This is a genomic window from Paenibacillus sp. 2TAB23 (assembly GCF_052115165.1).
Classification (GTDB): domain Bacteria; phylum Bacillota; class Bacilli; order Paenibacillales; family Paenibacillaceae; genus Pristimantibacillus.
Window position 1 is genome coordinate 180,958 of the sequence record NZ_JBFRGD010000002.1, and the last position, 24,366, is coordinate 205,323.

A 24,366-nucleotide genomic window follows, 5' to 3' on the forward strand; every position below is an offset into this window, starting at 1 on the left:
AGGAGGTGAATTTTCATGGCAGTACGTATTCGTTTGAAAAGAATTGGTGCTCATAAAGCTCCATTTTACCGCGTAGTCGTTTCGGATTCCCGTTCGCCGCGTGACGGACGTTTTATCGAAGAAATCGGTACTTACAACCCGGTTGCACAACCGGCTCAAGTTAAGATTGATGAAGAGAAAGCGTTGAAATGGTTGCAAACAGGAGCACAAGCTTCTGATACCGTTCGCGACTTGCTTTCCAAAGCTGGTGTTCTTAAAAAGTTCCATGAGCTTAAGCAACAGAAATAACTGTTGAACAGCGGAGGGCCTTGAGATGAAAGAATTGATTCTTGTCATAGCGAAGGCATTGGTTGATCATCCTGATCAGGTGCAAATCAATGTGAAGGATGATGACCGTGGCACGATATACGAGCTTTCGGTTCACCCCGAGGATATCGGTAAAATCATCGGTAAACAGGGACGCATAGCGAAAGCGATGCGTACGGTAGTGACTTCTGCTTCCGTCAAATCGCAAAAGCGCGTCATCGTCGACATTATGTCATGATGCACGTAAGGGAGAAAGGCTGGGATCAACGTCCTAGCCTTTTTTCTGTGAAGATGCAGGTGCAGATGCTGTATGTATCCTCCGCTCAACGAAACGGCTTCGTCCCTTGCCATGGAACGAAGTCGTTTTTGCATGTATAATGAAGATACATACAAATGAAGGGCTGGTTGTTATGAACGAGAAGTGGTTTACGGTTGGCAAGGTTGTGAATACGCACGGCATACGCGGAGAAATGAAAATATTATCGCAAACTGATTTTGCTGAGGAACGTTTCGCTGCCGGAAGCTCGCTGCTCATGCTGAATGAAGAATCAGGGGCTTCGTTGGAAGTGAAGATTACCAACTCACGTGCAAACAAAAACGTATACATATTGAAGCTTGAAGGCTTCACTGACATTAATCAAGTCGAGAAATACAAAGGCTGGACGTTGAAGGTATCCGCGGACAAGCAGCTTGAGCTAGATGAAGGCGAATATTACTATCATGAGATTATCGGCTGTCGCGTCATCTCCGAAGAAGGAGACGAACTAGGCGTTATATCCGAAATATTAAGTCCAGGTGCCAATGATGTCTGGGTTGTTGACCGTCCCAAAGGCTCCGGTAAACAGCTTCTTATACCCGTAATTGATGACGTTCTGTTAAAGGTAGATAAGAAAGAGAAAATAGTGACGGTCCATTTAATGGAAGGATTGATTTAAGGAATGAAAATAGACGTGCTAACGTTATTTCCGGAGATGTTCGAAGGCGTGTTCAACGCTAGCATCCTAGGAAAAGCAAAAGAAAAGGGACTTGTTACGCCGCAAGCGATCAACTTCCGTGCCTATTCGGGGAATAAGCATAATACGGTTGATGATTACCCTTATGGCGGAGGCGGCGGCATGGTTTTGAAGCCTGAGCCTGTATTTGCAGCTGTAGAAGATTTGAAGCTGGACGAGTCCATTAAACCACGTGTGATCCTGCTTTGCCCGCAGGGCGCGCAATTTACGCAGCAAAAGGCTGAGGAGCTGGCAAAAGAACAGCATATTGTGCTTATTTGCGGACACTATGAAGGCTATGATGAGCGTATACGCGAGCATCTTGTCACGGACGAGCTCTCCATTGGCGATTATGTGCTTACGGGAGGGGAAATACCGGCTATGGTACTCATTGATAGCGTGGTAAGGCTGCTGCCAGGCGTCCTTGGCAATGAAACTTCAGCTGTGACAGATTCATACAGCACGGGGCTGCTCGAGCATCCTCATTATACACGTCCGGCAGAGTTCCGTGGCTGGGCGGTTCCGGATGTACTCATTTCCGGGCATCACGCCAATATTGAGGTGTGGCGTCGTGAGCAATCTCTTATACGAACGCTGGAGCGACGTCCTGATCTGCTGGAAAGTGCGGAGCTTACCGATAAGGAGCGCAGATGGCTGACGGCTCGCCGGAAGCAAAGAGCGCCTCAAACAGATCGATTCATACCTGTATATGAATAAGTGAAAGCCGCAGCGGTAGTCCGTTGCGGCTTTCGTTTGTCCTTTTTTAAGCAGCAAGATTATGGCGTATAAAAGTTTTGGGTATAATAGACTTGATAGCTGCCGCCAACGGCGACTCCGGTACCAAGCTTCGTTAGCTTGCTGTCCAGCAAAGTCTCGCGATGTCCGGATTTGGAGTTCACCCAGCCATAATGGGCATGTATACTGCCTTGGTAACCGGCAGCAATATTCTCAGCCGCTTGATGATATTTGATCCCTTTAGCCTTCATTCGGTCAAACGGGGAAGAGCCGCTGGGATTGATGTGGTCGAAAAAGTCGTATTTCTTCATATTTTCGCTATGGCTGCGGGCAGATGAGGCTGCTAGCTTGTCCCATTCCAGCAGTGGAATGTCTCGTACAGCACGTTCTGCGTTTGCTAGGTCGAAGAGCTGCTGCTCTAATGCGGCCGCAAGCTTGCTTGAATAAATCGATTTGACCGGATTGGCAATCGATTGATTTATGCGAAGAATGCCAGAAACTTTATTAGCGTCCTGTCTGTCATAAAATAAAGTCATTCGCTCACTGCCAGAAGTAAAAGCATAATAGTCATCTTTAAGCACGGCATTTGTTGCGCTTTTGGTTAGCTTTTTGATATTTTCAATCGTTTGTCCGATCTTAATCCCGGATGTGCTCGTCCAATCTTCGCTTGCATTAGAGAAGAGAGCGACGACACGCGCGTTCTGAACGCCGAACATCATGTAATGGCTGTAATCGGGATTGTGATAGACATGCCACGAGAAGCTATATTCACTCAAATCAATCCGTTCAGGCTTGCCAAGCGTCTTCTGGAGCTTCTCAAGCGAGTCGTTTAGTGCGATGCCGCCAAGAGAATCAACCGTCTTAATAATTTTTTTGTCGGACAGTTCATTCGAGTGCTGCTTCAGGTTATAAAAGAAGGTTAATGCTTCAGCGCGTGTTAGTTTGCCGTTAGGAATGAAACCGGCAACCGTAGCGGATGTACGACCATTGGATATCTTCTCGTCAAGCAGCCATTGGATGGCACCATTCTCCGTGAAAGCTTGACCGGTTGCGGCTGATGCGAGCAGCAATGCGGCTTGTCCTCGTCTGAACTCCTTGGCCTGTTGTACGGTGCTAAGCGGCCAGCCGTGACTGTCTGCGTAATCGTAGTAAGGGCTCGACCAGATAGCGCCAGAGGCTGAGGTTTCGTTAACCAAGCTATAAGTTCGGAGCAGCATAGCCAAAAACTCAGCTTCGTTTACGAGGTTATTCGGTTTGAAGAATACGTCCCCATAACCTTTTGCAAGCTTTTGGTCAACTGCCCAAGTAATATAGGAGCCGGCCCAATGTCCGTTTGTATCTTTAAAAGCCGTTGTCTCCGCAAAGATGCGTGAGGGAGCTGACAGAGCAAGTATTAGTAAGACTGCAATTTTACCCCCTTTTTTAATCGCTGAATTGAACGTAAACGATTGGTGCAAATGGGTCACCTCTTCTGTCGGTGTTTGTCATATTTCAGTATACATGAAAAAGGAATAAAAAATCGTATTGTATTATTGGGCGAGCTATGGTAAAATTTCTAATGTTGTTCGTAAAGTCGGACGGTCCGCTATCAGCGATGATCCGGTTCAGAGGAATTCGGTGAGCTTATAAGAACGTCTATGGTGGAAGGAGTGAATCAAATGAATCTTTTGCAAACAATTGCGCAAGAAAACCTGCGCCAAGGTCTACCGAACTTTCGTCCTGGTGACACGCTAAAAGTTCATGTAAAAGTTATCGAGGGAACTCGTGAGCGTATCCAATTGTTCGAGGGCGTTGTAATTAAACGTCGCGGCGGTGGAATTAGCGAAACTTTTACAGTGCGTAAAATTTCCTACGGTGTTGGTGTGGAAAGAACTTTCCCGCTTAACTCGCCTAAAATCGAAAAAATCGAAGTGGCTCGCCGTGGTAAAGTACGTCGCGCGAAATTGTACTACCTACGTAGTCTTCGCGGAAAAGCTGCTCGTATTAAAGAAATTCGTTAAGAACAAACGACAAGAGGGGCTTGCGCAAACAAGCTCCTTTTCGTTATTTCTAAAGGTCGTTTACATATTACAGCATATGGGAAGAAGGCGAGCAGAGTGGACTCTCAGCAGCGTAATGACGAACCGGTCAATGGCAATGATCATGATGTGAAGGATACGCAGAATGTTGCGGATAACGAGCAAAATATACCAAATCGCTCAGCAGCTCATGCTTCCGGCACTAGAAAACAGGGCGGAGCTTACAAGGAAATCGTAGAATGGATCAAAGCGTTAGTAATTGCTGTCGTTCTCGTTTTTCTTATACGCCAATTTTTGTTCTCGCCATTTATCGTAGATGGGCCTTCCATGAAGCCAAACTTTGAGACGGGCGAGCGACTGATTGTAAACAAAATTTTGTATACCATCCGCGAGCCAAAGTTTGGAGAAGTTGTTGTATTCGATGTACCTGAGCAAGGCCGCAAGTTCATTAAGCGCGTTATCGGCGTTCCTGGCGACAAAATCAAGCTTGACGGCGATGACCTGTACATTAATGATAAAAAAATAGACGAACCCTACCTCAAGGAAGCCATTGAGGCGGCTCATGCTAACGGCCAGCTTTATAATGAAAAAGGAGCGACATCCGACGTAGCGGATCTTGTTGTTCCGGAAGACACGATTTTTGCACTTGGCGATAATCGCAGCGACAGTACGGACAGCCGAGTCATCGGTTTTGTTTCCGATAAAGAACTTGTAGGTCGGGCGGATATTATTTTCTGGCCGCTGAACAAGCTGGAATTTATTAAGCACTGGACTAAATGAGGTGAGTAAATGACCATTCAATGGTTCCCGGGTCATATGACACGGGCGAAACGGCAAATACAAGAAAAGCTAAAACTAATCGATCTTGCCATCGAACTGTTGGATGCTCGAGTTCCGCTATCAAGCCGCAATCCAATGATAGAGGAAATTTTGAACGGAAAGCCAAGGCTGATTGTATTGAATAAATCAGATTTGGCCGATCCCAAGACTACGGAGCAATGGATGGCATACTTCCGCAATGAAGGGCATGAGTCCATCGCTATTGATTCATCGACGGGTACGAAGGTCAATGAAGTTCCGTTGAAGGCGAAGCAGATTTTGCATGAGAAAATTGCCCGTCAGATTAATAAAGGAATTAATCCGCGTGCGATTCGCGGTCTTATTGTCGGCATTCCGAACGTAGGGAAGTCGACGCTCATTAATAAGCTTGCCGGCCGTGCAATTGCGTTGACTGGTGACCGCCCTGGCGTAACTAAGGGTCAGCAATGGATTAAGATCGGTACAGAGATGGAGCTGCTTGACACGCCGGGCATTCTGTGGCCTAAGTTCGAGGACGAGCTGGTGGGCTATCGGCTTGCCATGACGGGTGCGATTAGAGAGCAGATCTTGAACGTGGACGATATTGCTTTTTTTGCAATGAGGGAGCTTGTGGACCGCTATTGGCCGAACATGAAAGAGCGCTACGAGCTTGAAACGCCTCCGAAGGATATATCGGATTCGGATGAGATCGTTCGCGTAATGGAGGATATCGGGCGCAGACGGGGCTGTCTAGTAAGTGGAGGACATGTTGATCTGGAAAAAACGTCCGGCATTATTTTACGGGATTTGCGTTCAGGCAAGCTAGGACGCATTACGCTGGAAGCTCCACCTTATTGATGTGAAACGGGGGAACGTAACGTGCTGCAGTACGAACAGTCGTTATGGCAAGAAGGCTATCAAGCAATAGGCGGGGTAGACGAAGTGGGACGAGGCTGCCTGTTCGGAGATGTCGTGGCAGCTGCTGTTATTTTGCCGCCAGGGCTCATTATTGAAGGCGTCAATGATTCAAAGAAGCTTTCGGAAAAAAAACGTGAACAGCTATATGATATTATTTTGCAGGAGTGTGTCGCTTGGTCAGCCGCTCGCGTTGATGCTGAGACAGTTGACCGCATCAATATTAAGCAGGCAGCTAGGCTTGCCATGAAGATTGCGGTGGAGACGCTGCAGATTCCTCCCGATTATTTGCTGATAGATGCAGAGAAAGTGGATGTTGCTTTGCCCCAGCAATCCATTATCAAAGGCGATGCAACGAGCCAAACGATAGCGGCAGCATCCATAGTCGCGAAAGTGACGAGAGATAGGCTCTGCAAGGCGGAATGGGAGCAGGGATATCCTGCATATGGAATTGCGATACACAAAGGTTACGCAACGAAGCTGCACCGTGAACGGTTGCTCGAGAACGGGCCAAGCCCGTTGCACCGCAAATCGTTTCTTGGCAACTTATTCAGTGAGGAACAGCTTTCCCTTTTTTGACATAGGACTAGAAACAAATAACGTTCGATCAGATTCGCTTGGCAAAGAATGCCTGGTGCTATGATTGAACGTTATTTTTTATCGCGAATATAAACTTTAAATTGCTTCATGCTTTTGCTGAATTGACCGATATAAGCGTTATGGGTTTACACAGTCGAGGGATAGGATTGTACATAATAATCAGCGCTTAACAGGAGCGCAATTAGGCGCTAGTGCAGCGGAGGCGGATGAACAGATGAACATAAGTCAAATGATGAGAAGCTTCTTGGGTGAAGCATCTGGTTCAGATACACGAGCGGTAGAGCTCAAGGTCGGTCAGGTTGTACGCGGTGTAGTCTTGCAGGTTATGGAAAACAATGAAGCGCTTGTTCAAATTAACGGCGTGCAGGTTCGGGCGAAGCTGGAGATTCCTATGCAGGTAGGTCAGACGGCCATGCTTCAGGTGCAGCCGCAGTCAAGCGGAGCGCTCGTGATGCTGAAGCCGGTTGAGCCCGGACAGGTAGGCTTGCCGGAGGATACCTTCAAGGAATGGGCGAAGCAGCTTGCTTTGCCAGAGCAGAAATGGGCAGCCCAAATCGTAAAGGATTTACGCAAAGAAGGTTTGATTCTGAACCGGGACGTAGCACAGGCATTCCAGCAAGCTGCCGCAGCTATGCCTCCAGATGGAGATGCGGAGCAGTGGATGCAGTCCGCTGCAGCAACGTACAAGCGCGGCTTGCCAATGACAGGCGCGACCATCGGAGCTATGCAGCAGGTGATGTTTGGTCGCAGTTCCCATGAGCTGCTGGATACGCTGCAAGTGCAGCTATCAGCGCTTATTGGTGATTCTGATGCAGAATCGAGTGAAAACAAACCTGTCAACCAAGCACTTGCAAGGGTACAGGTCCTTCTAAATGAAGGGATGGAGCTGCTGAGGGGGGCAATTGCCGGTAATCAGGCTTCCAATGGAGCGGATGAAAAAGCTTTGGACTTGCTGATGGGAAAGCAGCAAGCAGCACCGAATGGCAAGACAGAATTTCAGCATCAAGCAGCACCTAGCGGCAAGACAGAAAATCAGCATCAGGCAGCTGCCAATCAGACAGGTGATGCTTCTGCAGCAGGTGATACACTTGTGCAAACCATAAAAGCGGCAAATGGTCAACCGAACTGGCTTGGCCAAATGATGAAGTGGATGGGCGTTGATCACGAGCTTCAGCTTGCCAAAGCAGTAGCAAGCGACTCGCAGAAGCAGCAGCCCGTTGCAAATCCAGCACAAGCAGCAGCCCCCGCTGAACTTACGCCTCAGACATCCACGGGGGAAACAGCGAGGCAGTCTGCTACGATTCAAAATGCCGCTGCTTCGCATATAGTCACGCCGCAGTTAGCTGACGATGGGAGCCTGGAAGCTTCTAAACTAGTACAATCAGCATCAAGCGAGACGGATAAGTCGGCAGAACAGCAGCAAGGCAGAGCCTCTGACAGCAGAAATGTGGTAGAACGGACAGCCGCGGCTGTTGTATCAGTCCTTGCTGACAGCTTCCAAGTACCCGATGGATCGCCGCCGGCACAGCAAGAATCGTTAAAGAGCGCACTACTCGCGTTGGTTTCATCAGATAGTACGCCGCCTGCGATAAAGGAAACTGCGCAGCAGCTTGTGCAACAAATAACGGGTCAGCAGCTGTTGTTAACACCTGAACGAAACAACTCGGTGCTTACCCATGTGACCATGTTTATACCGCTTAACAGTCCAGATGGCAAACAGACTGCATCCGTCCATATTCAGACAAGACGAGGGCGCAAAGGAGAGCTCGATTCATCCAATTGCAGGCTGTTGTTCAATTTGTCGATGCATACACTAGGCAACACCATGGTCGATGTGAATGTAATGGACAAAATTGTAAGTCTTAATATTTGGAACGATCATCCAGCGATCGCAGCTCTTGCAGAGTCATCGCGTGGCGAGATTGCGAGCAGCATTCAAGACGCAGGCTATCAACTGCTGTCACTGCGTACAACTCCTTTGCCTAAGGAAACTATCATGAAGCCGGAGGAGGCCGATGGCGCTTCAATGGCTTCTAAGAATAATCCGATGGCCGACCTCACTGCTTTTTCCTCTAACCGTTACAAAGGGGTGGATTACCGAATATGAGCAGTGAGAAAGAGAACAACCCGCATAAAGAAAAAGTGAAAAAAGCAGTCGCCCTTAAATACCAGCCAGGTGAACGGTCAGCTCCTGTTATGATAGCCAAGGGTAAAGGACATTTGGCGGATCAAATTTTGGAGAAAGCAAAGGAAAACGGGATTCCGGTCCAAGAGGATTCTTCCTTGGTTGAGGTGCTCTCGAAGCTGGATATTGATCAAGAAATTCCGCCAGAGCTATATACGCTGGTTGCGGAAATATTGAGCTTCGTGTACCGGTCGGATCGCAAAGCGAGGGATTTGCTTGATGGCTGAAGAAATAACGTCCGTTGGCAAGCAAAGCAGCAATGATCAGCGTAAACAAACGGGTGAACGTGGAGAGCAAGCGGCGTACGCTTATTTAAGCAAGGCGAATTATACGATTTTGGAGCGCAATTGGCGCTGCAGAAGCGGAGAGATCGATATCATTGCGGAGTACGATGGCAGGCTGATATTTGTCGAGGTGCGCACAAGAACAGCTAGTGGGAAATTCGGTAGTGCAGCAGAATCTGTGGACTATCGAAAGCAGCAAAAAGTGCGCAACACAGCTCAAGTTTATCTGAAAAGCATGGGGCGGCTGGATGCCGCTCAACGGTTTGATGTCATTGCGGTAAGTATTAATCGCAAGAATGCCGAGGTTGAAGATTGCAGGCATTTTGAAGGTGCTTTCTAAAGCAAGGGATAAACAAAAGAAGGCCATTCACTGTAGCATTTGGAACAAACCCCTGTTTTTAAGAAAGGGATCAGCTCCATTGCAGTGAAAGGCCTTTTTAATCCGTCAGAAAACAGTTTTGTCTAATCCTCTGAATTGTATCGCTTCTGCGATATGCTCGGCTTGAACGAGATCCCTTGCTTCAAGGTCTGCGATGGTTCGAGCAAGCTTGAGTATACGGTCGTAGGCGCGCATGCTGATGCCGAGCGCATCAAAAGCATGATCCAGTAGACTAATGGCATCTGGCATGATGTCTATGGATTGGCGTAAGGCTGCTCCTGTTAGCTCGGTTATGGGGCTTACGGATTTATTGCCCATGCGGGCTAGACGAAAAGCTCTGGCATGGATGACCATTTGCCTCATTTGATGTGAGGTAAGAGAAGGACTTGCGGATGGCTGCTCCAAGGCAATCGGACGAGGAACCTCGAGCTGTAAATCGATGCGATCAAGAAGTGGTCCGGAAATTTTGGATCGGTAACGACTAATCATCGCTGAGCCGCACGTGCAACGCTTGTCTCCATATTCGTGGCCGAGGTAACCGCAGGGACATGGGTTAAGGGAAGCTGCCAGCATAATATGGGCCGGGAATTGAAAAACGGCTTTAGCGCGGGATATCGTTACGATCCGGTCTTCGAGCGGCTGGCGCATAACCTCAAGCACCTGTCTAGGAAACTCAGGAAGCTCATCGAGAAACAAAATGCCGCGATGGGCAAGGGTAACTTCGCCTGGCTTAGGAATGGCGCCGCCTCCGATTAAGCCGCCTGCCGATATGGTATGATGCGGAGCACGGAAGGGAGCTTGGGTTATTAGGTCTTGAGAGCCTTCAAGCAGTTTGCCTGCCACGCTATAAATTTTCGTAACCTCGAGCGCTTCCTGTTCGGTTAACAGTGGCAATATGCCAGGAAGACGGCGGATCATCATGGTTTTTCCCGTTCCGGGCGGACCAGTGAGCAAAATATTATGTTTGCCTGCCGCGGCGATAAGCATAGCCCGCTTAGCCTGATGCTGACCGATGACATCGCCGAAATCACCGTTTTCATTATTCGCGTCCAAGGCAGCTTGGGTAATCGCGCTGCCAAATTCAATCATATTGTCTCGAGGAACGCGAATATGATTCCAGCCCTCCTGTTTCCTTTTGAACAAATCAAGCTCGTTCAAATGGTTAAGGGCAAATAGCTCCATGTCAGAGATCCAAACTGCCTCCTTTACATTTCCGCTTGGCAAAAGGATTCGCTCGAAGCCGATACGCTTTGCTTGCTCGAGCATGGCCAGTACGCCTGGAACAGGCCGCACCTTGCCATTCAGCGAAAGCTCTCCTATAAGCAGTGTTTTTTCAAAAGGAGCCGCGCTTATTTGCCCGCTAGCGGTAAGGATGCCGGCAGCAATGGCTAAATCGAACGCAGTTCCTTCTTTCCGCAGGTCGGCAGGAGCGAGATTCACTGTTATTCGGTCAAGTGGAAAGGTAAAGCCGCTGTTTTTAAGTGCTGCCCTTACGCGCTCGACTGATTCTCGGACAGCGGGATCGGGCAATCCGACTATGCTGATCTGCGGAAGCCCGCTTGAGATATCAACCTCGACCGATATACTTTTGCCATCCACGCCATATACGCTCGCGCTGTGAATAATGCTGAACATAACAAAAAGCACCTCCATGTATGAGAATGAAGGTGCTTCCTTTCGATTCTGATCCGTATTTATGAATTTGCAAATATCATAGTTTAGATCGCTTCTTATTGTCAATATTTTTAAATTGTCGGGTATGCAGGATCGGTTTTGGTCATACTAGATGGCGTAGTTACCAGGCTCGAAAACGCCTGTATCAACAGGTTTTATTTATTTAATCTCAAATTGAGATGAAACCCATATCAAAAAAGCCGTATTAATTATGTGTGAAAGTAAGGTAACGGATGGGGAAAGGTGCTACAATAATAGAGGTTTGTGTACATATGACTGATTTCAGTCTGTGAAATGGAGGATTTCAACAATGAATATCCATGAGTATCAAGGGAAAGCGGTCCTGAAACAGTATGGTGTCGTCGTACCAGAAGGTAAAGTAGCCTTCTCCGTAGACGAGGCTGTTGAAGCGGCCAAAGCGCTCGGAACACCGGTAGTTGTCGTGAAAGCACAAATTCACGCAGGTGGCCGTGGTAAAGCGGGCGGAGTTAAAGTAGCAAAAAGCATCGATGAGGTGCGTGCTTACGCTAGTGAAATTCTAGGCAAAGTACTCGTAACTCACCAAACAGGTCCAGAGGGTAAAGAAGTTAAACGCCTTTTGATCGAGCAAGGGTGCGATATTAAGAAAGAATATTATATCGGCGTAGTATTAGACCGCGGTACGGGTCGGGTCGTTATGATGGCTTCGGAAGAGGGCGGCACGGAGATTGAAGAAGTAGCCGAGCACTCCCCTGAGAAAATTTTCAAAGAAATCGTTGATCCAGCTGTAGGCTTGCAAGCGTTCCAAGCTCGCAAATTGGCTTATGCAATCAACATTCCTAATGAGCTTGTTAACAAAACGGTTAAGTTCATGATCTCTCTCTACACTGCATTTGTTGAGAAAGACGCTTCCATTGCAGAAATTAATCCGCTTGTCGTTACTGGCGACGGACAAGTTATTGCACTTGATGCGAAACTTAACTTCGATTCAAATGCACTTTACCGTCACAAAGATATCGTTGAGCTGCGCGACCTGGAAGAGGAAGATGCGAAAGAAATCGAAGCTTCCAAATACGACCTTAGCTACATTGCGCTTGATGGCAACATCGGCTGCTTGGTTAATGGTGCGGGTCTTGCGATGGCAACAATGGATATTATCAAATATTACGGCGGCGACCCAGCCAACTTCCTAGACGTAGGGGGCGGTGCGACAGCTGAGAAGGTTACGGAAGCATTCAAAATCATCTTGTCCGACGAGAAGGTTAAAGGGATTTTCGTTAACATCTTTGGAGGCATCATGCGCTGTGACGTAATTGCTAACGGCGTTGTCGAAGCAGCTAAGCAAGTCGGTCTTGATCGTCCGCTTGTTGTTCGCCTTGAGGGCACGAACGTAGACCTCGGCAAAAACATTTTGAAAGAATCGGGATTGAACATCGTGGCTGCGGATTCCATGGCGGACGGCGCGCAGAAGATTGTCGCTCTCGTGAAATAAGATAACTTGCTGTGCGGCAATAGCTGCATACGAATTCATTCAGGGGATGTGAGTTAAGAGTGAGCATTTTGGTCAATAAAGATACAAAAGTCATTACCCAAGGGATTACAGGCGCTACTGGCTTGTTCCATACAAAAGGCGGGCTGGAATACGGCACGCAAATGGTAGGCGGCGTAACACCTGGTAAAGGTGGCACGAACGTTGACATTACACTTGATAACGGCACGCTCGTATCATTGCCTGTTTTCAATACCGTTGCTCAAGCGAAAGCGGCTACTGGCGCTAATGCATCAGTTATCTATGTTCCTCCTGCATTTGCTGCAGATGCGATCATGGAAGCTGTAGATGCAGAACTTGACCTCGTTATTTGTATCACTGAAGGTATTCCGGTACTGGACATGGTACGAGTTAAACGTTACATGGACGGCAGCAAAACCGTTCTAATCGGACCTAACTGCCCAGGCGTAATTACGCCGGATGAATGCAAGATCGGTATTATGCCAGGTTACATTCATACAGCTGGTCACGTTGGCGTTATTTCCCGCTCTGGGACGTTGACTTATGAAGCGGTTCATCAATTAACGACTCGCGGCATCGGACAATCCTCTGCAGTAGGTATCGGCGGCGACCCGGTTAAAGGCTCCGAGTTCATCGATATTCTGAATCTATTCAATGAAGATCCAGACACCTATGCGGTCATTATGATCGGTGAGATCGGCGGTACGGCTGAGGAAGAAGCAGCTGAGTGGATCAAGGCGAACATGAAAAAGCCAGTTGTAGGCTTTATCGGCGGCGCTACAGCGCCTCCAGGCAAACGCATGGGACATGCTGGTGCAATCATCTCAGGCGGTAAAGGTACTGCTGCAGAAAAAATTGCAACGCTTGAAGCTTGTGGCATTAAAGTTGCCCCGACTCCTTCCGAGATGGGTTCAACGCTTGTAAGTGTTCTAGAAGAGCAAGGACTGCTTGAAAAGTGCATTACACGTAAATAATTGCATCGATTGATGTGAGGTAAGCAACCTCTCAACGACCCGAAAACGGGAGTTGGGAGGTTGCTTTTTTTTTACCGATTTCCATTATTTTAGCGGCCGACTTGCATTCTTATGCAGTGTAACGCACAATAGATAAGAATGCAGGCCAGCCCAAGTGAAGAAAGGGTTGGGTAAAATCGTTCAAAATCAAGATATACGCAGAAAAATGATCATTGCGTTTCACGAAATTTCAGGTATTGGCTGGCATGCGATTCAAAAAGCGGTTCAGCACCAATTCTGGAATAAACCACTATGGAGTATAGAAGATCTTCTTGCAATAGGATTGCAGCGAGGTCAAGCGAAAGCGGCAGCAGACCGTTATGCCGAGCATCCTTGGATATTGACGGAAGAGCCTTCCGCAGCCGCGCAGAAAGTAAATGCTGTCGCCTTGACACCATATGATGCAGCTTATCCACAAATGCTGAAAGAAATCGCGCAGCCGCCTTGGGTTCTTTATGTAAGAGGAAGGCTGGAGCTCCTGCAAAGGCCAGCGATTGCTATTGTAGGAACAAGGGTGCCAACCGCTTATGGTAGGCAGGCCGCAGTTTCACTAGCGAAAGAATTGTCACGGTCAGGGCTGACGGTTGTAAGCGGACTTGCGAAAGGGATTGACGGAAAGGCTCATGAAGCTGCGCTAGGAGGAGCGGGAGGCACCATAGCCGTTTTGCCTACTCCGATAGACAGGTGTTATCCGCCGGAGAATCTATCATTGTTTCATAGTATTGCGGAGCAGGGCTTGCTTGTTTCCGAAACTCCGATTGGGACCTCGCTGCACCCAGGGCAGTTCCATCAGCGCAACCGTATTATCGCAGCATTGTCGGTGGGTACGGTTGTGGTAGAAGGAGCAACAAGAAGCGGTTCTCTCATAACGGCACGTCATGCATCAGACATGTCCAGAGAATTGTTCGCCATACCTGGTCCGATCTATTCGCCAAAGAGCGAAGGACCCAATGAGCTAATTAAACGCGGCGAGGCGAAGCTAATTACAGGTATGCAAGATATAATCGAAGAGTTGAATTGGCTGCCGGCTGCATTACAAGCATACAAGGAAGCGGATAAAACGAGCACGTCCAAATTAGACACAAAAGGGGATCAATTAACTCCAGAAGAGAGCAAATTGATTGCATTGCTGAGAGATCAGCCACTCTCGATCAATGAGTTGCATGAGCTTTCTGCCATCCCGTTTGGACATTTGAACGCACTTCTGCTAAATTTATGTATAAAACGAAAAATCGAATTGCAGCCCGGATCCATATATATTGCTTTATAGCTTGCAATGAAGAGAGGAGGCGCCTTACATGGCAGATTCTTTAGTTATCGTCGAATCACCCGCTAAAGCCAAAACGATAGGGAAATATCTTGGCAGCAAGTATATCGTTAAAGCATCCATGGGTCATATTCGCGATTTGCCCAAAAGCCAGATCGGCGTCGAGGTTGAAAACGATTTTAATCCCAAATACATTACGATACGCGGCAAAGGCAGCGTCCTCAAGGAATTGAAGGATGCCAGCAAAAAAGTAAAACATGTCTTTCTAGCAGCCGATCCGGATCGCGAAGGAGAAGCGATTGCTTGGCATTTGGCCCACTATTTGGAGCTGGATGAGACAGATACTTGCCGCGTTGTATTTAATGAAATAACGAAGCAGGCTGTCAAAGACGCATTTAAGACGCCGCGCAAGATCAATATGGATTTGGTGAATGCACAGCAAGCAAGACGTATATTGGATCGGCTGGTCGGATATAAGATAAGTCCTCTTCTATGGAAGAAAGTAAAAAAAGGCCTGTCAGCCGGCCGCGTACAATCGGTTGCAGTAAAGCTCATCATTGATCGTGAAAATGAGATTGATGCATTTGTTCCCGAGGAATATTGGTCTATTACCGCTAAGCTAAATCATTCGGGAATTGCGTTCGATGCCAAATATCATTCCATAAACGGAGATAAACGTGAGCTTGGCAAAGAGGCAGATGTGCAGGAAGTGCTTCGCGCTATGAACGGAAGCCAGTTTACGGTCTCTGACGTACGCGAGAAAGAGCGCTTGCGCAACCCTTCTCCACCCTTTATTACAAGCTCATTGCAGCAGGAGGCGGCCAGAAAGCTCGGTTTCCGTGCTTCTAAGACCATGTCCGTTGCCCAGCAGTTATACGAAGGGGTAGAGCTTGGCAAAGAAGGTACAGTCGGATTGATAACGTATATGAGAACAGATTCGACGCGCATATCCCCAATTGCGCAAGAGGAAGCAAAGGAATTCATTACGGAAAAGTACGGTGCTTCTTACGTGCCTGAACAACCGAGGGTTTATACAAAGAAGAACAGCAATGCCCAGGATGCGCATGAGGCGATTCGACCGACATCCATCTTGCGCGACCCTGAATCGATGAAACCGTTTTTAAGCCGAGACCAGCTTCGCCTGTATAAACTTGTATGGGAACGTTTCGTTTCGAGTCAAATGCAATCAGCCGTCCTGGATACGATGACTGTTGATTTGCAGGCTGGCGAAACGATTTTCAGAGCGACAGGCTCCAAAATCAAGTTTGCTGGGTTTATGAAGGTTTATGTCGAAGGCAACGATGACGGAACTGTGGAAGAACATAAGTTTTTACCACCGCTTGCCGCAGGTGAAGTGATGAACTCAGAGACTATTGATCCAAAGCAGCATTTCACGCAGCCTCCTCCAAGATTTACGGAAGCAAGATTAGTGAAGACGCTTGAGGAGCTGGGTATAGGGCGTCCCAGTACGTATGCGCCAACTCTCGAAACGATTCAAAAACGCGGATACATTGCGATGGAAGAAAAGAAATTTATGCCGACTGAGCTGGGTGATTTGGTCATTCAGCTTATGGAAGAATTTTTCCCTGAAATTCTGGATGCCGAATTTACGGCTAACATGGAAGGGAATCTTGACCATGTAGAGGAAGGTACGGAGGATTGGGTGAAGGTTCTTGCGAATTTTTACGAATCTTTCGAGAAGCGTCTGGAAGTAGCCGAGGACGAGATGAAGGAAATTGAAATTCAGGATGAGGTTTCGGATGAGATTTGCGAGAAATGCGGTCGTCACCTCGTCTACAAAATGGGTCGTTTCGGAAAATTCCTTGCATGCTCCGGATTCCCGGATTGCCGAAATACGAAGCCGATTGTCAAGGATATTGGCGTGACGTGTCCGAAATGCGCGGAAGGCAAGATCATTGAAAGACGGAGCAAAAAAGGAAGAATATTTTACGGCTGCGATCAATATCCGGGCTGTGATTACGTCTCATGGGACAAACCGACAAACAAGCCATGTCCGCAATGCGAAGAATCCAAGCTCGTTGAAAAAAGGAACCGTAGCGGAGCTAAGCTGATATGTCCAACCTGTGATTACTCAGAAGAGGTTCTTGATGAGGACGAACAGGGTACGGACATCGATTAATCGCTAGCCGAGTGTCAGCCAGTGCGCCTAAAATATACTCAGTCTCTATTTATCTAATCGAATAAGTTCCCGCCACCGTCCTCCCTTTCATTAGGGAGGACACCGTTGTTCAACGGGCTGTTTATTCATCAACGTTTTATTCATCAACGTTTTATTTATCCCTTTTTACCGTTAGACGAATGTTTATATTGTGTTAGGCAGAGATTTGAACAACTGTGATTAAATCGTAAATGATGACTGGAAATGGATAAGAATTTGTTAATTGGCATATGAAGTACTGTAAGCAATCGAAGCGAATTACATCATGGAAGGATTGAAATATTTTGTCACAACCACAAAAAGTAACAGTAATCGGAGCTGGCCTGGCTGGGAGCGAAGCAGCATGGCAAATCGCATCACAAGGAGTACCCGTCGTATTATATGAAATGCGACCAGTTACAAAAACGCCAGCTCATCATACGAATCAATTTGCAGAGCTAGTGTGCAGTAACAGTCTCCGGGCAAACGGTCTAGCAAATGCAGTAGGAGTACTGAAGGAAGAAATGCGTCAGCTTGATTCGTTAATATTAAGTTGTGCCGATCAGCATGCAGTGCCTGCGGGAGGAGCGCTGGCTGTTGATCGTGACGGCTTCTCTGGCGAGGTAACTCGGAGGCTGCATGACCATCCGCTCGTTGAGGTTCGTAACGAAGAGGTAACAGAAATTCCGACCGACGGAATCGTAGTCATTGCTACAGGACCATTAACAGCACCAGGATTATCCGCTCAAATCCAAGAGCTGCTTGGCGAGGAGTATTTTTATTTCTATGATGCGGCTGCTCCAATCGTAGAAAAAGACTCCATCGATATGAGCAAGGTTTATTTGGCATCACGTTATGACAAAGGGGAAGCAGCATACCTGAACTGTCCGATGACGGAGGAAGAATTCGAAATTTTCCACGAAGCGCTTACGACTGCCGAAAAAGCGGAAGTTAAAGATTTTGAAAAGGAAGTGTATTTCGAAGGCTGCATGCCGATCGAAATTATGGCAAGCAGAGGAAAACAAACGGTGCTATTTGGTCCGATGAAGCCCGTTGGGCTTGTTAATCCGCATACAGGCAAGCTCCCCCATGCCGTTATTCAGCTGCGTCAGGATAATGCCGCTGGCACGTTGTACAATTTAGTTGGCTTCCAAACCCATCTCAAGTGGGGTGAGCAGAAGCGTGTCTTCTCGCTTATACCAGGCCTTGAAAATGCTGAGTTTGTGCGTTTTGGCGTGATGCATCGCAATACTTTTATTAATTCACCGCGGTTGCTTAAACCGACCTATCAGCTTAATAATCGCGATACACTGTTCTTTGCGGGTCAAATGACAGGCGTTGAAGGGTATGTCGAATCTGCCGCTTCCGGTTTGATTGCCGGCTTTAATGCTGCAAGGCTCGCTCGCGGACTCGAGCCAGTCGTTTTTCCTGAGCATACAACGCTCGGAAGCATGGCTAATTATATTACTACAGCGGATTTCAAGCATTTCCAACCGATGAACGCAAACTTCGGTTTATTCCCGCCGCTTGAAAAAAGAATGAAAAGCAAAAAAGAAAAAAACGAAATGATCGCTAATCGCGCGCTTGAAGGTATTGAGCAATTTAAAAAGGAACATTTGCTGTAGCCAATCGTAATGTAGGCATGGCAGCTGATTTTTAAGACCGAACCTTGAGGAGGCAAAGCAATGGAAATGCAATTTCACGCTACTACGATTTGCGCCGTGCGTCATGAAGGCAAAGGCGCGATTGCGGGAGATGGACAAGTAACTTTCGGTAATAGCATGGTCATGAAAAACACGGCCAAAAAAGTAAGAAGACTATATCGTGGCCAAGTTATCGCAGGTTTTGCAGGCTCTGTTGCAGACGCAATAACCTTATTTGAGAAGTTCGAAGCAAAGCTGGAGGAGCATCACGGTAATTTGCAAAGATCAGCAGTTGAGCTTGCGAAGGAATGGCGTTCAGATCGCGTGCTCCGGAGGCTTGAAGCGATGATGCTTGTGATGGACAAAACAGGCTTGTTATTAATATCCGGAAATGGTGAAATCATAGAACCAGACGATGGTGTATTAGCCATTGGCTCTGGCGGCAGCTTCGCATTATCCGCGGCACGTGCGCTGCAGCGTCATGCACCTCAAATGACTGCAAGCGATATTGCTCGTTCATCACTTGAGATCGCAGCGGAAATCTGTGTATTTACTAACCGAAACATTATTGTTGAAGAGATTGAGTAACGTTAATTATGCTGCAGAACATATAAGGTTGAGCTTCGGAAAGTCAATGTGAAGATTTATAAATCGGAGGGATTTTATAATGGGAAATGATGCAATGACACCCCGACAGATTGTAGCGGAGCTTGATAAGTACATCGTTGGTCAAAAGCCGGCGAAACGTTCTGTAGCGATTGCGCTGCGGAATCGTTACCGCAGAAGCTTGCTTGATGAAACATTGCGCGATGAAATCGTTCCGAAAAATATTTTGATGATTGGACCAACTGGAGTAGGAAAAACCGAAATTGCGCGTCGATTGGCGAAATTGGTCAAAGCCCCTTTCGTTAAACTGGAGGCTACAAAGTTTACCGAGGTCGGTTATGTTGGCCGGGATGTTGAATCTATGGTGCGGGATCTGGTAGAAACTGCAATACGCATGGTGAAGACAGAAAAAACGGAGAAGGTAAAAGACCGGGCAGAAACGCTTGCTAATGAACGCATTGTTTCGCTTCTCGCACCGTCTGCGGCGAAAGCTAAAGCTTCAAAAAATCCTTTTGAAATGCTATTTGGCAATCAACAACAATCCGATGAGCCAAAGGAAGAACCTGAAGCTGAGCATGCGCTGTATCAAAAACGCTCGCAAATAAAAGAGCAGTTGGCTGCGGGTAAGCTTGAGAATGAAATCATTGAAATTGAAGTAGAGGATTCTTCACCTAATATGATGGATATGCTTTCCGGTCAAGGGCCGGAGGGCATGGGCATGAATATGCAAGAGCTGTTTGGGCAACTTATGCCGAAGAAGCCAAAGAAACGCAAGCTGCCAGTCAAGGAAGCACGAAAGGTGTTAACGCAGGAAGAAGCTAACAAAATTATCGATATGGACGATGTTATTACGGAGTCGATTACAAGGGCGGAGCAATCCGGCATAATTTTCATAGATGAGATCGACAAGATTGCCAGCCCGTCACGCGGGTCTGGTCCAGATGTATCGCGAGAAGGCGTTCAACGTGATATTCTTCCGATTGTGGAAGGCTCGACAGTCATGACGAAATATGGCCCAGTCAAAACGGATTATGTATTATTTATTGCTGCAGGTGCATTCCATGTAGCCAAACCATCAGACCTGATTCCTGAGCTTCAAGGACGTTTCCCGATTCGTGTGGAGCTGACGAGCCTCAGTTTGGATGATTTCGTAAGCATTCTCAAGGAACCGAAAAATGCATTAACCAAGCAGTATTCGGCATTGCTAGAAACAGAAGGCATTCAAATTGAATTCTCTGATGAAGCGATTCACGAGCTGGCATCTATCGCTGCAGATGTAAATCGCAATACAGAAAATATAGGAGCGCGTCGATTGCATACCATTCTGGAGAAGCTGCTTGAGGATCTATCTTTTGAAGCGCCAGAGCTGTCGCTTGAGAAGATGACGATTACACCGGAGTATGTTAGAGAAAAATTAGGAAGCATTGCGCAAAATCGCGATTTGAGTCAATATATACTGTAGTTGTTATGAGTTTTGGGAGGCATTGGAATGAGTTTACTAACAAAGACAAGAACGCTGAATCGTCTGCTGCAGCGCGCGGCCGGCAAAGCGCTCAGTTTCAGGGAAATGGCGGAGGTGCTCTGCACGACGATACAGACCAACGTATTCGTTGTAAGCCGAAAAGGGAAAATACTTGGATGTTCCGCTGTTGATGCATATGACCATGATTTCATGCGATCGTTATCTGCGGATGAGCTGCGGTTTCCTCAAAAAAGCAATATTCGATTTCTCGATATGCAGGAATCGATGACAAATGTAAAGCCGGATGTGGGTATCTATGAAACGTTCCCTCGTCTTGGCGATCAAGAAATTATGACCGTCGTGCCGATTATAGGCGGAGGAGATCGTTTGGGTACGCTCGTACTCACTCGGTTATCTGGCGCGTTTGACGATGATGATCTGATTCTAGCCGAATACGGCTCGACGATTGTCGGTATGGAAATTTTGCGCGAACGAACCGAGGAGATTGAACAAGAGGTTCGAAGCCGTGCTGTCGTAGCCGTTGCAGTTGGTTCGTTGTCCTTCAGTGAGCTGGAAGCTGTTGAGCATATTTTTGAAGAGCTGGACGGAAAAGAAGGATTGCTGGTTGCTTCCAAGATCGCCGATCGAGTTGGGATAACGAGGTCAGTTATCGTAAATGCTTTGCGAAAACTTGAAAGCGCCGGAGTAATCGAAACGAGGTCATTAGGGATGAAAGGCACATATATAAAAATCCTAAATCATCAATTACTGCAAGAATTAGACAAAATGAAGTCGTGAATATAGGTCATTTAGACCAAATTAGCCCTATCTTTTTATAAAGATAGGGCTTTTTTCTTATTGTAATAATTTAGGAAATTGTTGAATATTATCATGTCGGCAAAAATCGACACTACAATCTCATTTTTTTAATTTTTACTGTCGAACAAAGAAGGAATGAGCAGTAATCTGTTGAATACGTAAAAGAGATCTCCTATGTGAAAGTGGTGAAACTACGTGAATTTGTTGAATGGCGCTGCATTTGGACGATTGGAAGGCGCGCTTCAAGCAGCAGAAATGCGGCAACGCGTCATTTCAAACAATGTGGCAAACGGTGATACGCCACATTTCAAACGGTCTGAAGTACTGTTTGAGGAATTACTGGAGCAATCAATGGGCAATCAGCAGGGGCAATTGATTGGTAAACGGACCAATCAAAAGCATATAGCAATTGGAGCAGCTTCTTCTAGTCTACCTGTACCCAAAGTTATCACTGATGAAACAACTTCGATGAACAACAATGAAAATAACGTTGATATCGACCGCGAAATGTCTTTGCAAGCAAAAAATCAGCTGAGTTATAACTTTTATATCCAGCAGATCAATCATGAAGTAAAAATGATGCGAACAGCGATTGAAGGGAGAGCTTAAGGATGAAGTTGTCAACCGGATTTGATGTTAGTGCTTCTGCACTGTCGGCGCAGCGCCTGCGCATGGATGTTATCTCCTCAAATATTGCGAATGCAGAAGTAACGCGGGGAAGTTTCGTTAACGGACAATTCCAACCTTACAAGCGGAAGATGGTTGTTATGGAGCCACTGCAGCAATCGTTTTCCAGCGTGCTCTCCCAGCAAATGAGTGGAAACTCAACTGCTCAGGGCGTCAAGGTTACAAGAATCAAAGAAGATCAATCACCAAACAAACTTATTTATAATCCGACGCATCCGGATGCTGACGCAAATGGCTATGTAAATATGCCAAATGTGGATGTTACTAAAGAGATGGTCGATATGATAGCAGCGACTCGTTCGTATGAAGCGAACGTTACCGCATTGAATGCATCAAAAGCTATGTTTGTCAAAGCTCTTGAAATAGGTAGATAACGTTAAAAATAAGCAACAAACGAAAGGGAGGGAAAATGATGATACAATCGATGTCGCTCGGCCCCATTCAACCAGTAAAACTGGTTGAAGCTAAACCCATCCAAGAAGCGACTCCGGCTCAACTGACTCAATCATTTGGTCAATATTTGCAAACAGCAATTGATAATGTCAGTAACCAAGAGAAAAACGTTCATAAGCTTAATGATAAGTACTTAATTGGTGAAGTAGACGTTACCAAGGTGCTAATTGCATCTGAGCAAGCGCAACTGAGCTTGCAGCTTACCTCACAAGTCCGCAACAAAGTGGTTGAAGCATATCAAGAAATCATGCGGATGCAAATCTAATCATCATTTCGAACTAGCATAGTATTTGGGTGAGGTGACAACGTGAACGAGAGAATCGCCCAATATAGAGCAAGGCTCACTCAATTCTGGGGCCAAATGGGCAGAAAACAAAAAATTTGGTTGGGGGCTTCTATTAGTGGATTGTTGTTAACAATCATATTGTTAACAATTGTATTTACAAGGACGGAATACGAAATTGCTTTCCAGAATTTAGATACAACAGACGCAGCTGCGATTATGACTTACCTCGATGGTAGCGGAATTCCTTATGAGCTTAGTAACAATGGTAAAAGTATATCTGTTCCAAGCACGGATGCTGCACGAATTAAAGTGGACGTTGGTTCGCAAGGACTAGTTCAAAATGGTTCGATCGGCTTCGAGGCATTTACTTCAAGCTCAAGCCAGTTTGGAACGACAGAAAATGAATTCAATGTGAAATATCTGAATGCATTAAATGGGGAAATACAGCAGCTTCTGAACGCCATGCAAGGCGTAGACAGCTCAAAGGTGTTAATAAATTTGCCGGAAGAGAGCGTATTTCTTTCTCCTGAAGACGCGGAACAAGCATCAGCTTCGATCATGATCAAATTCATGTCGGGTTACCGCCCAAGTCAGAAAGAGGTTGATGGCTATTACAATCTCGTGAAGACCGCTGTTCCTAATCTCCAAATGAAGGATATTACGATCTCGAGTCCACAAGGCGAATTAAGCTTCTCAGAGGTTGACGGCGGATTGGCGAACAGTACAGATGCTGTAGAGTCGCAATTCAGCATTCAGAGGAAATATGAAACGGAGCTCAAGAAAAATATCCAACAATTTCTGGGCCCGATTGTCGGAGCCGACAACCTAGTTATTCAAGTTTCAAGCAGCATGAACTTCGATAAAAAAACGTCGGAAGAGTCAGTTGTCAAGCCTTTGGATAACAATAATAATAATGGGATTATTCTCAGTGAAGAAATTACGAATAGCACATCAACTGGAACTTCTGGAGAGGCCGGTGGTGTTGCAGGTACTGGTGAAACCGATGTCCCAGGTTACGAAGCTTCAACAAGCGGTGAGAATTCATCAGAGACAAGCTCGCAAATTCGGAATTATGATTATACGAAAATTAACAGTAATATCGTTTCTGGGCCGTTTGTATTGAAAGACCTTTCTATTAGTATTGGTATCGAAGCGTCACAAATTGAGGATGGGGACAGCAGAACAGCAATTATGGCTTATCTGACTGCTCTAGTCCGCGCGCAGCTGGCTGATTCGGGTCAAGATGTAACAAATGACCAGCTTATTGAGAAAAAGGTTGCTATCATTGCAAGAACGTTCTCCGGCAACGCAGCTAATAATCAAGCAAGCACATTGAGCATGCCATGGATAATTGGTATTGGTGTTGCAGCGTTAGCGATCATTGGCGGACTTATCGTCATTCTTGCACGCAGACGCAAAAAAGCGGCTGAAGAAGAAATTGAATTGGCTGCTCCATCCAAAGTGGAATATCCAACTCTCGACTTGGAAAGTGTCAACAATGACAGTCAGGCTCGGAAAAATCTTGAAACACTTGCCAAACGGAAACCGGATGAGTTCGTTAATCTTCTTCGCACATGGCTTGTGGATGAATAGAGGT

General features: G+C 46.6%; 25 protein-coding genes. 23 read left to right on the forward strand and 2 right to left on the reverse strand.

What is annotated here, in order from left to right:
- Positions 1-15: 15 nt before the first annotated feature.
- From rpsP to trmD, 4 genes are all read left to right on the forward strand, one after another.
- Positions 16-288 (forward strand): 30S ribosomal protein S16, encoded by a 273-nt coding sequence (rpsP, locus tag AB4Z29_RS03550; RefSeq protein ID WP_053375694.1) that lies wholly within the window; start codon positions 16-18, stop codon positions 286-288.
- Positions 289-313: 25 nt separating this feature from the next.
- Entirely contained in the window at positions 314-544 is a 231-nt protein-coding gene (locus AB4Z29_RS03555; protein WP_053375695.1) for a KH domain-containing protein, read from the forward strand.
- A 172-nt stretch (positions 545-716) separates the two neighbouring features.
- The gene (gene rimM / locus AB4Z29_RS03560; protein WP_441941737.1) at positions 717-1,241 is read left to right on the forward strand and encodes a ribosome maturation factor RimM; all 525 of its coding nucleotides are present in this window, start codon (positions 717-719) and stop codon (positions 1,239-1,241) included.
- Positions 1,242-1,244: 3 nt separating this feature from the next.
- A complete protein-coding gene (gene trmD / locus AB4Z29_RS03565; RefSeq protein ID WP_441941738.1) occupies positions 1,245-2,015 on the forward strand; it encodes a tRNA (guanosine(37)-N1)-methyltransferase TrmD in 771 nt (256 codons plus the stop codon).
- A gap of 59 nt (positions 2,016-2,074) precedes the next feature.
- Here trmD and AB4Z29_RS03570 read toward each other — a convergent pair whose 3' ends face one another.
- On the reverse strand, positions 2,075-3,490 hold the full coding sequence (locus AB4Z29_RS03570) for a CAP-associated domain-containing protein (RefSeq protein WP_441941739.1): 1,416 nt from the start codon (positions 3,488-3,490) through the stop codon (positions 2,075-2,077).
- Between the two features lie 201 nt (positions 3,491-3,691).
- Between AB4Z29_RS03570 and rplS the strand changes: the two genes are divergently transcribed.
- The 7 genes from rplS (at position 3,692) to AB4Z29_RS03605 (ending at position 9,173) form a co-directional block, all read left to right on the forward strand.
- Entirely contained in the window at positions 3,692-4,033 is a 342-nt protein-coding gene (gene rplS / locus AB4Z29_RS03575) for a 50S ribosomal protein L19 (protein ID WP_053375699.1), read from the forward strand.
- A 186-nt stretch (positions 4,034-4,219) separates the two neighbouring features.
- Positions 4,220-4,831: a signal peptidase I gene (gene lepB / locus AB4Z29_RS03580; protein ID WP_441942006.1), complete on the forward strand. Its 612-nt coding sequence runs from the start codon at positions 4,220-4,222 to the stop codon at positions 4,829-4,831.
- 9 nt (positions 4,832-4,840) lie between these two features.
- Entirely contained in the window at positions 4,841-5,707 is an 867-nt protein-coding gene (gene ylqF / locus AB4Z29_RS03585) for a ribosome biogenesis GTPase YlqF (protein WP_441941740.1), read from the forward strand.
- Between the two features lie 21 nt (positions 5,708-5,728).
- Positions 5,729-6,343, forward strand: coding sequence for a ribonuclease HII (locus tag AB4Z29_RS03590; protein WP_441941741.1), 615 nt, complete (start codon positions 5,729-5,731; stop codon positions 6,341-6,343).
- Between the two features lie 235 nt (positions 6,344-6,578).
- Positions 6,579-8,471 (forward strand): hypothetical protein, encoded by a 1,893-nt coding sequence (locus tag AB4Z29_RS03595; RefSeq protein WP_441941742.1) that lies wholly within the window; start codon positions 6,579-6,581, stop codon positions 8,469-8,471.
- Positions 8,468-8,776 (forward strand): EscU/YscU/HrcU family type III secretion system export apparatus switch protein, encoded by a 309-nt coding sequence (locus AB4Z29_RS03600; RefSeq protein WP_441941743.1) that lies wholly within the window; start codon positions 8,468-8,470, stop codon positions 8,774-8,776. Before AB4Z29_RS03595 ends, AB4Z29_RS03600 begins: the two co-directional genes overlap by 4 nt.
- Positions 8,769-9,173, forward strand: coding sequence for a YraN family protein (locus AB4Z29_RS03605; protein WP_441941744.1), 405 nt, complete (start codon positions 8,769-8,771; stop codon positions 9,171-9,173). Before AB4Z29_RS03600 ends, AB4Z29_RS03605 begins: the two co-directional genes overlap by 8 nt.
- 105 nt (positions 9,174-9,278) lie before the next feature.
- Here the strand turns inward: AB4Z29_RS03605 and AB4Z29_RS03610 are convergent, their stop codons facing one another.
- Positions 9,279-10,847 carry a YifB family Mg chelatase-like AAA ATPase gene (locus tag AB4Z29_RS03610; RefSeq protein WP_441941745.1) on the reverse strand — a complete coding sequence of 523 codons (1,569 nt, stop codon included), beginning with the start codon at positions 10,845-10,847 and terminating at the stop codon, positions 9,279-9,281.
- A 349-nt stretch (positions 10,848-11,196) separates the two neighbouring features.
- Here AB4Z29_RS03610 and sucC point away from each other — a divergent pair, with 349 nt between their 5' ends.
- The 12 genes from sucC to fliF all read left to right on the forward strand — a co-directional run bounded on the left by sucC (position 11,197) and on the right by fliF (position 24,362).
- On the forward strand, positions 11,197-12,357 hold the full coding sequence (gene sucC, locus AB4Z29_RS03615; protein ID WP_183561764.1) for an ADP-forming succinate--CoA ligase subunit beta: 1,161 nt from the start codon (positions 11,197-11,199) through the stop codon (positions 12,355-12,357).
- Positions 12,358-12,416: 59 nt separating this feature from the next.
- Positions 12,417-13,349, forward strand: coding sequence for a succinate--CoA ligase subunit alpha (gene sucD, locus AB4Z29_RS03620; RefSeq protein ID WP_183561761.1), 933 nt, complete (start codon positions 12,417-12,419; stop codon positions 13,347-13,349).
- A 154-nt stretch (positions 13,350-13,503) separates the two neighbouring features.
- Positions 13,504-14,658 (forward strand): DNA-processing protein DprA, encoded by a 1,155-nt coding sequence (gene dprA / locus AB4Z29_RS03625; RefSeq protein WP_441941746.1) that lies wholly within the window; start codon positions 13,504-13,506, stop codon positions 14,656-14,658.
- A gap of 28 nt (positions 14,659-14,686) precedes the next feature.
- Entirely contained in the window at positions 14,687-16,795 is a 2,109-nt protein-coding gene (gene topA, locus AB4Z29_RS03630; RefSeq protein WP_441941747.1) for a type I DNA topoisomerase, read from the forward strand.
- A 323-nt stretch (positions 16,796-17,118) separates the two neighbouring features.
- Complete coding sequence (gene trmFO, locus AB4Z29_RS03635) at positions 17,119-18,438, forward strand: FADH(2)-oxidizing methylenetetrahydrofolate--tRNA-(uracil(54)-C(5))-methyltransferase TrmFO (RefSeq protein WP_441941748.1); 1,320 nt, start codon at positions 17,119-17,121, stop codon at positions 18,436-18,438.
- A gap of 60 nt (positions 18,439-18,498) precedes the next feature.
- Positions 18,499-19,044: an ATP-dependent protease subunit HslV gene (gene hslV, locus AB4Z29_RS03640; RefSeq protein ID WP_441941749.1), complete on the forward strand. Its 546-nt coding sequence runs from the start codon at positions 18,499-18,501 to the stop codon at positions 19,042-19,044.
- A 79-nt stretch (positions 19,045-19,123) separates the two neighbouring features.
- The gene (hslU, locus tag AB4Z29_RS03645; protein ID WP_441941750.1) at positions 19,124-20,524 is read left to right on the forward strand and encodes an ATP-dependent protease ATPase subunit HslU; all 1,401 of its coding nucleotides are present in this window, start codon (positions 19,124-19,126) and stop codon (positions 20,522-20,524) included.
- 27 nt (positions 20,525-20,551) lie between these two features.
- Entirely contained in the window at positions 20,552-21,322 is a 771-nt protein-coding gene (gene codY, locus AB4Z29_RS03650; protein ID WP_441941751.1) for a GTP-sensing pleiotropic transcriptional regulator CodY, read from the forward strand.
- A gap of 216 nt (positions 21,323-21,538) precedes the next feature.
- Positions 21,539-21,952, forward strand: coding sequence for a flagellar basal body rod protein FlgB (gene flgB / locus AB4Z29_RS03655; protein WP_441941752.1), 414 nt, complete (start codon positions 21,539-21,541; stop codon positions 21,950-21,952).
- Between the two features lie 2 nt (positions 21,953-21,954).
- Entirely contained in the window at positions 21,955-22,404 is a 450-nt protein-coding gene (gene flgC, locus AB4Z29_RS03660) for a flagellar basal body rod protein FlgC (RefSeq protein WP_441941753.1), read from the forward strand.
- A 35-nt stretch (positions 22,405-22,439) separates the two neighbouring features.
- The gene (fliE, locus tag AB4Z29_RS03665) at positions 22,440-22,748 is read left to right on the forward strand and encodes a flagellar hook-basal body complex protein FliE (RefSeq protein WP_441941754.1); all 309 of its coding nucleotides are present in this window, start codon (positions 22,440-22,442) and stop codon (positions 22,746-22,748) included.
- 42 nt (positions 22,749-22,790) lie between these two features.
- Entirely contained in the window at positions 22,791-24,362 is a 1,572-nt protein-coding gene (gene fliF, locus AB4Z29_RS03670) for a flagellar basal-body MS-ring/collar protein FliF (protein ID WP_441941755.1), read from the forward strand.
- Positions 24,363-24,366 lie beyond the last annotated feature (4 nt).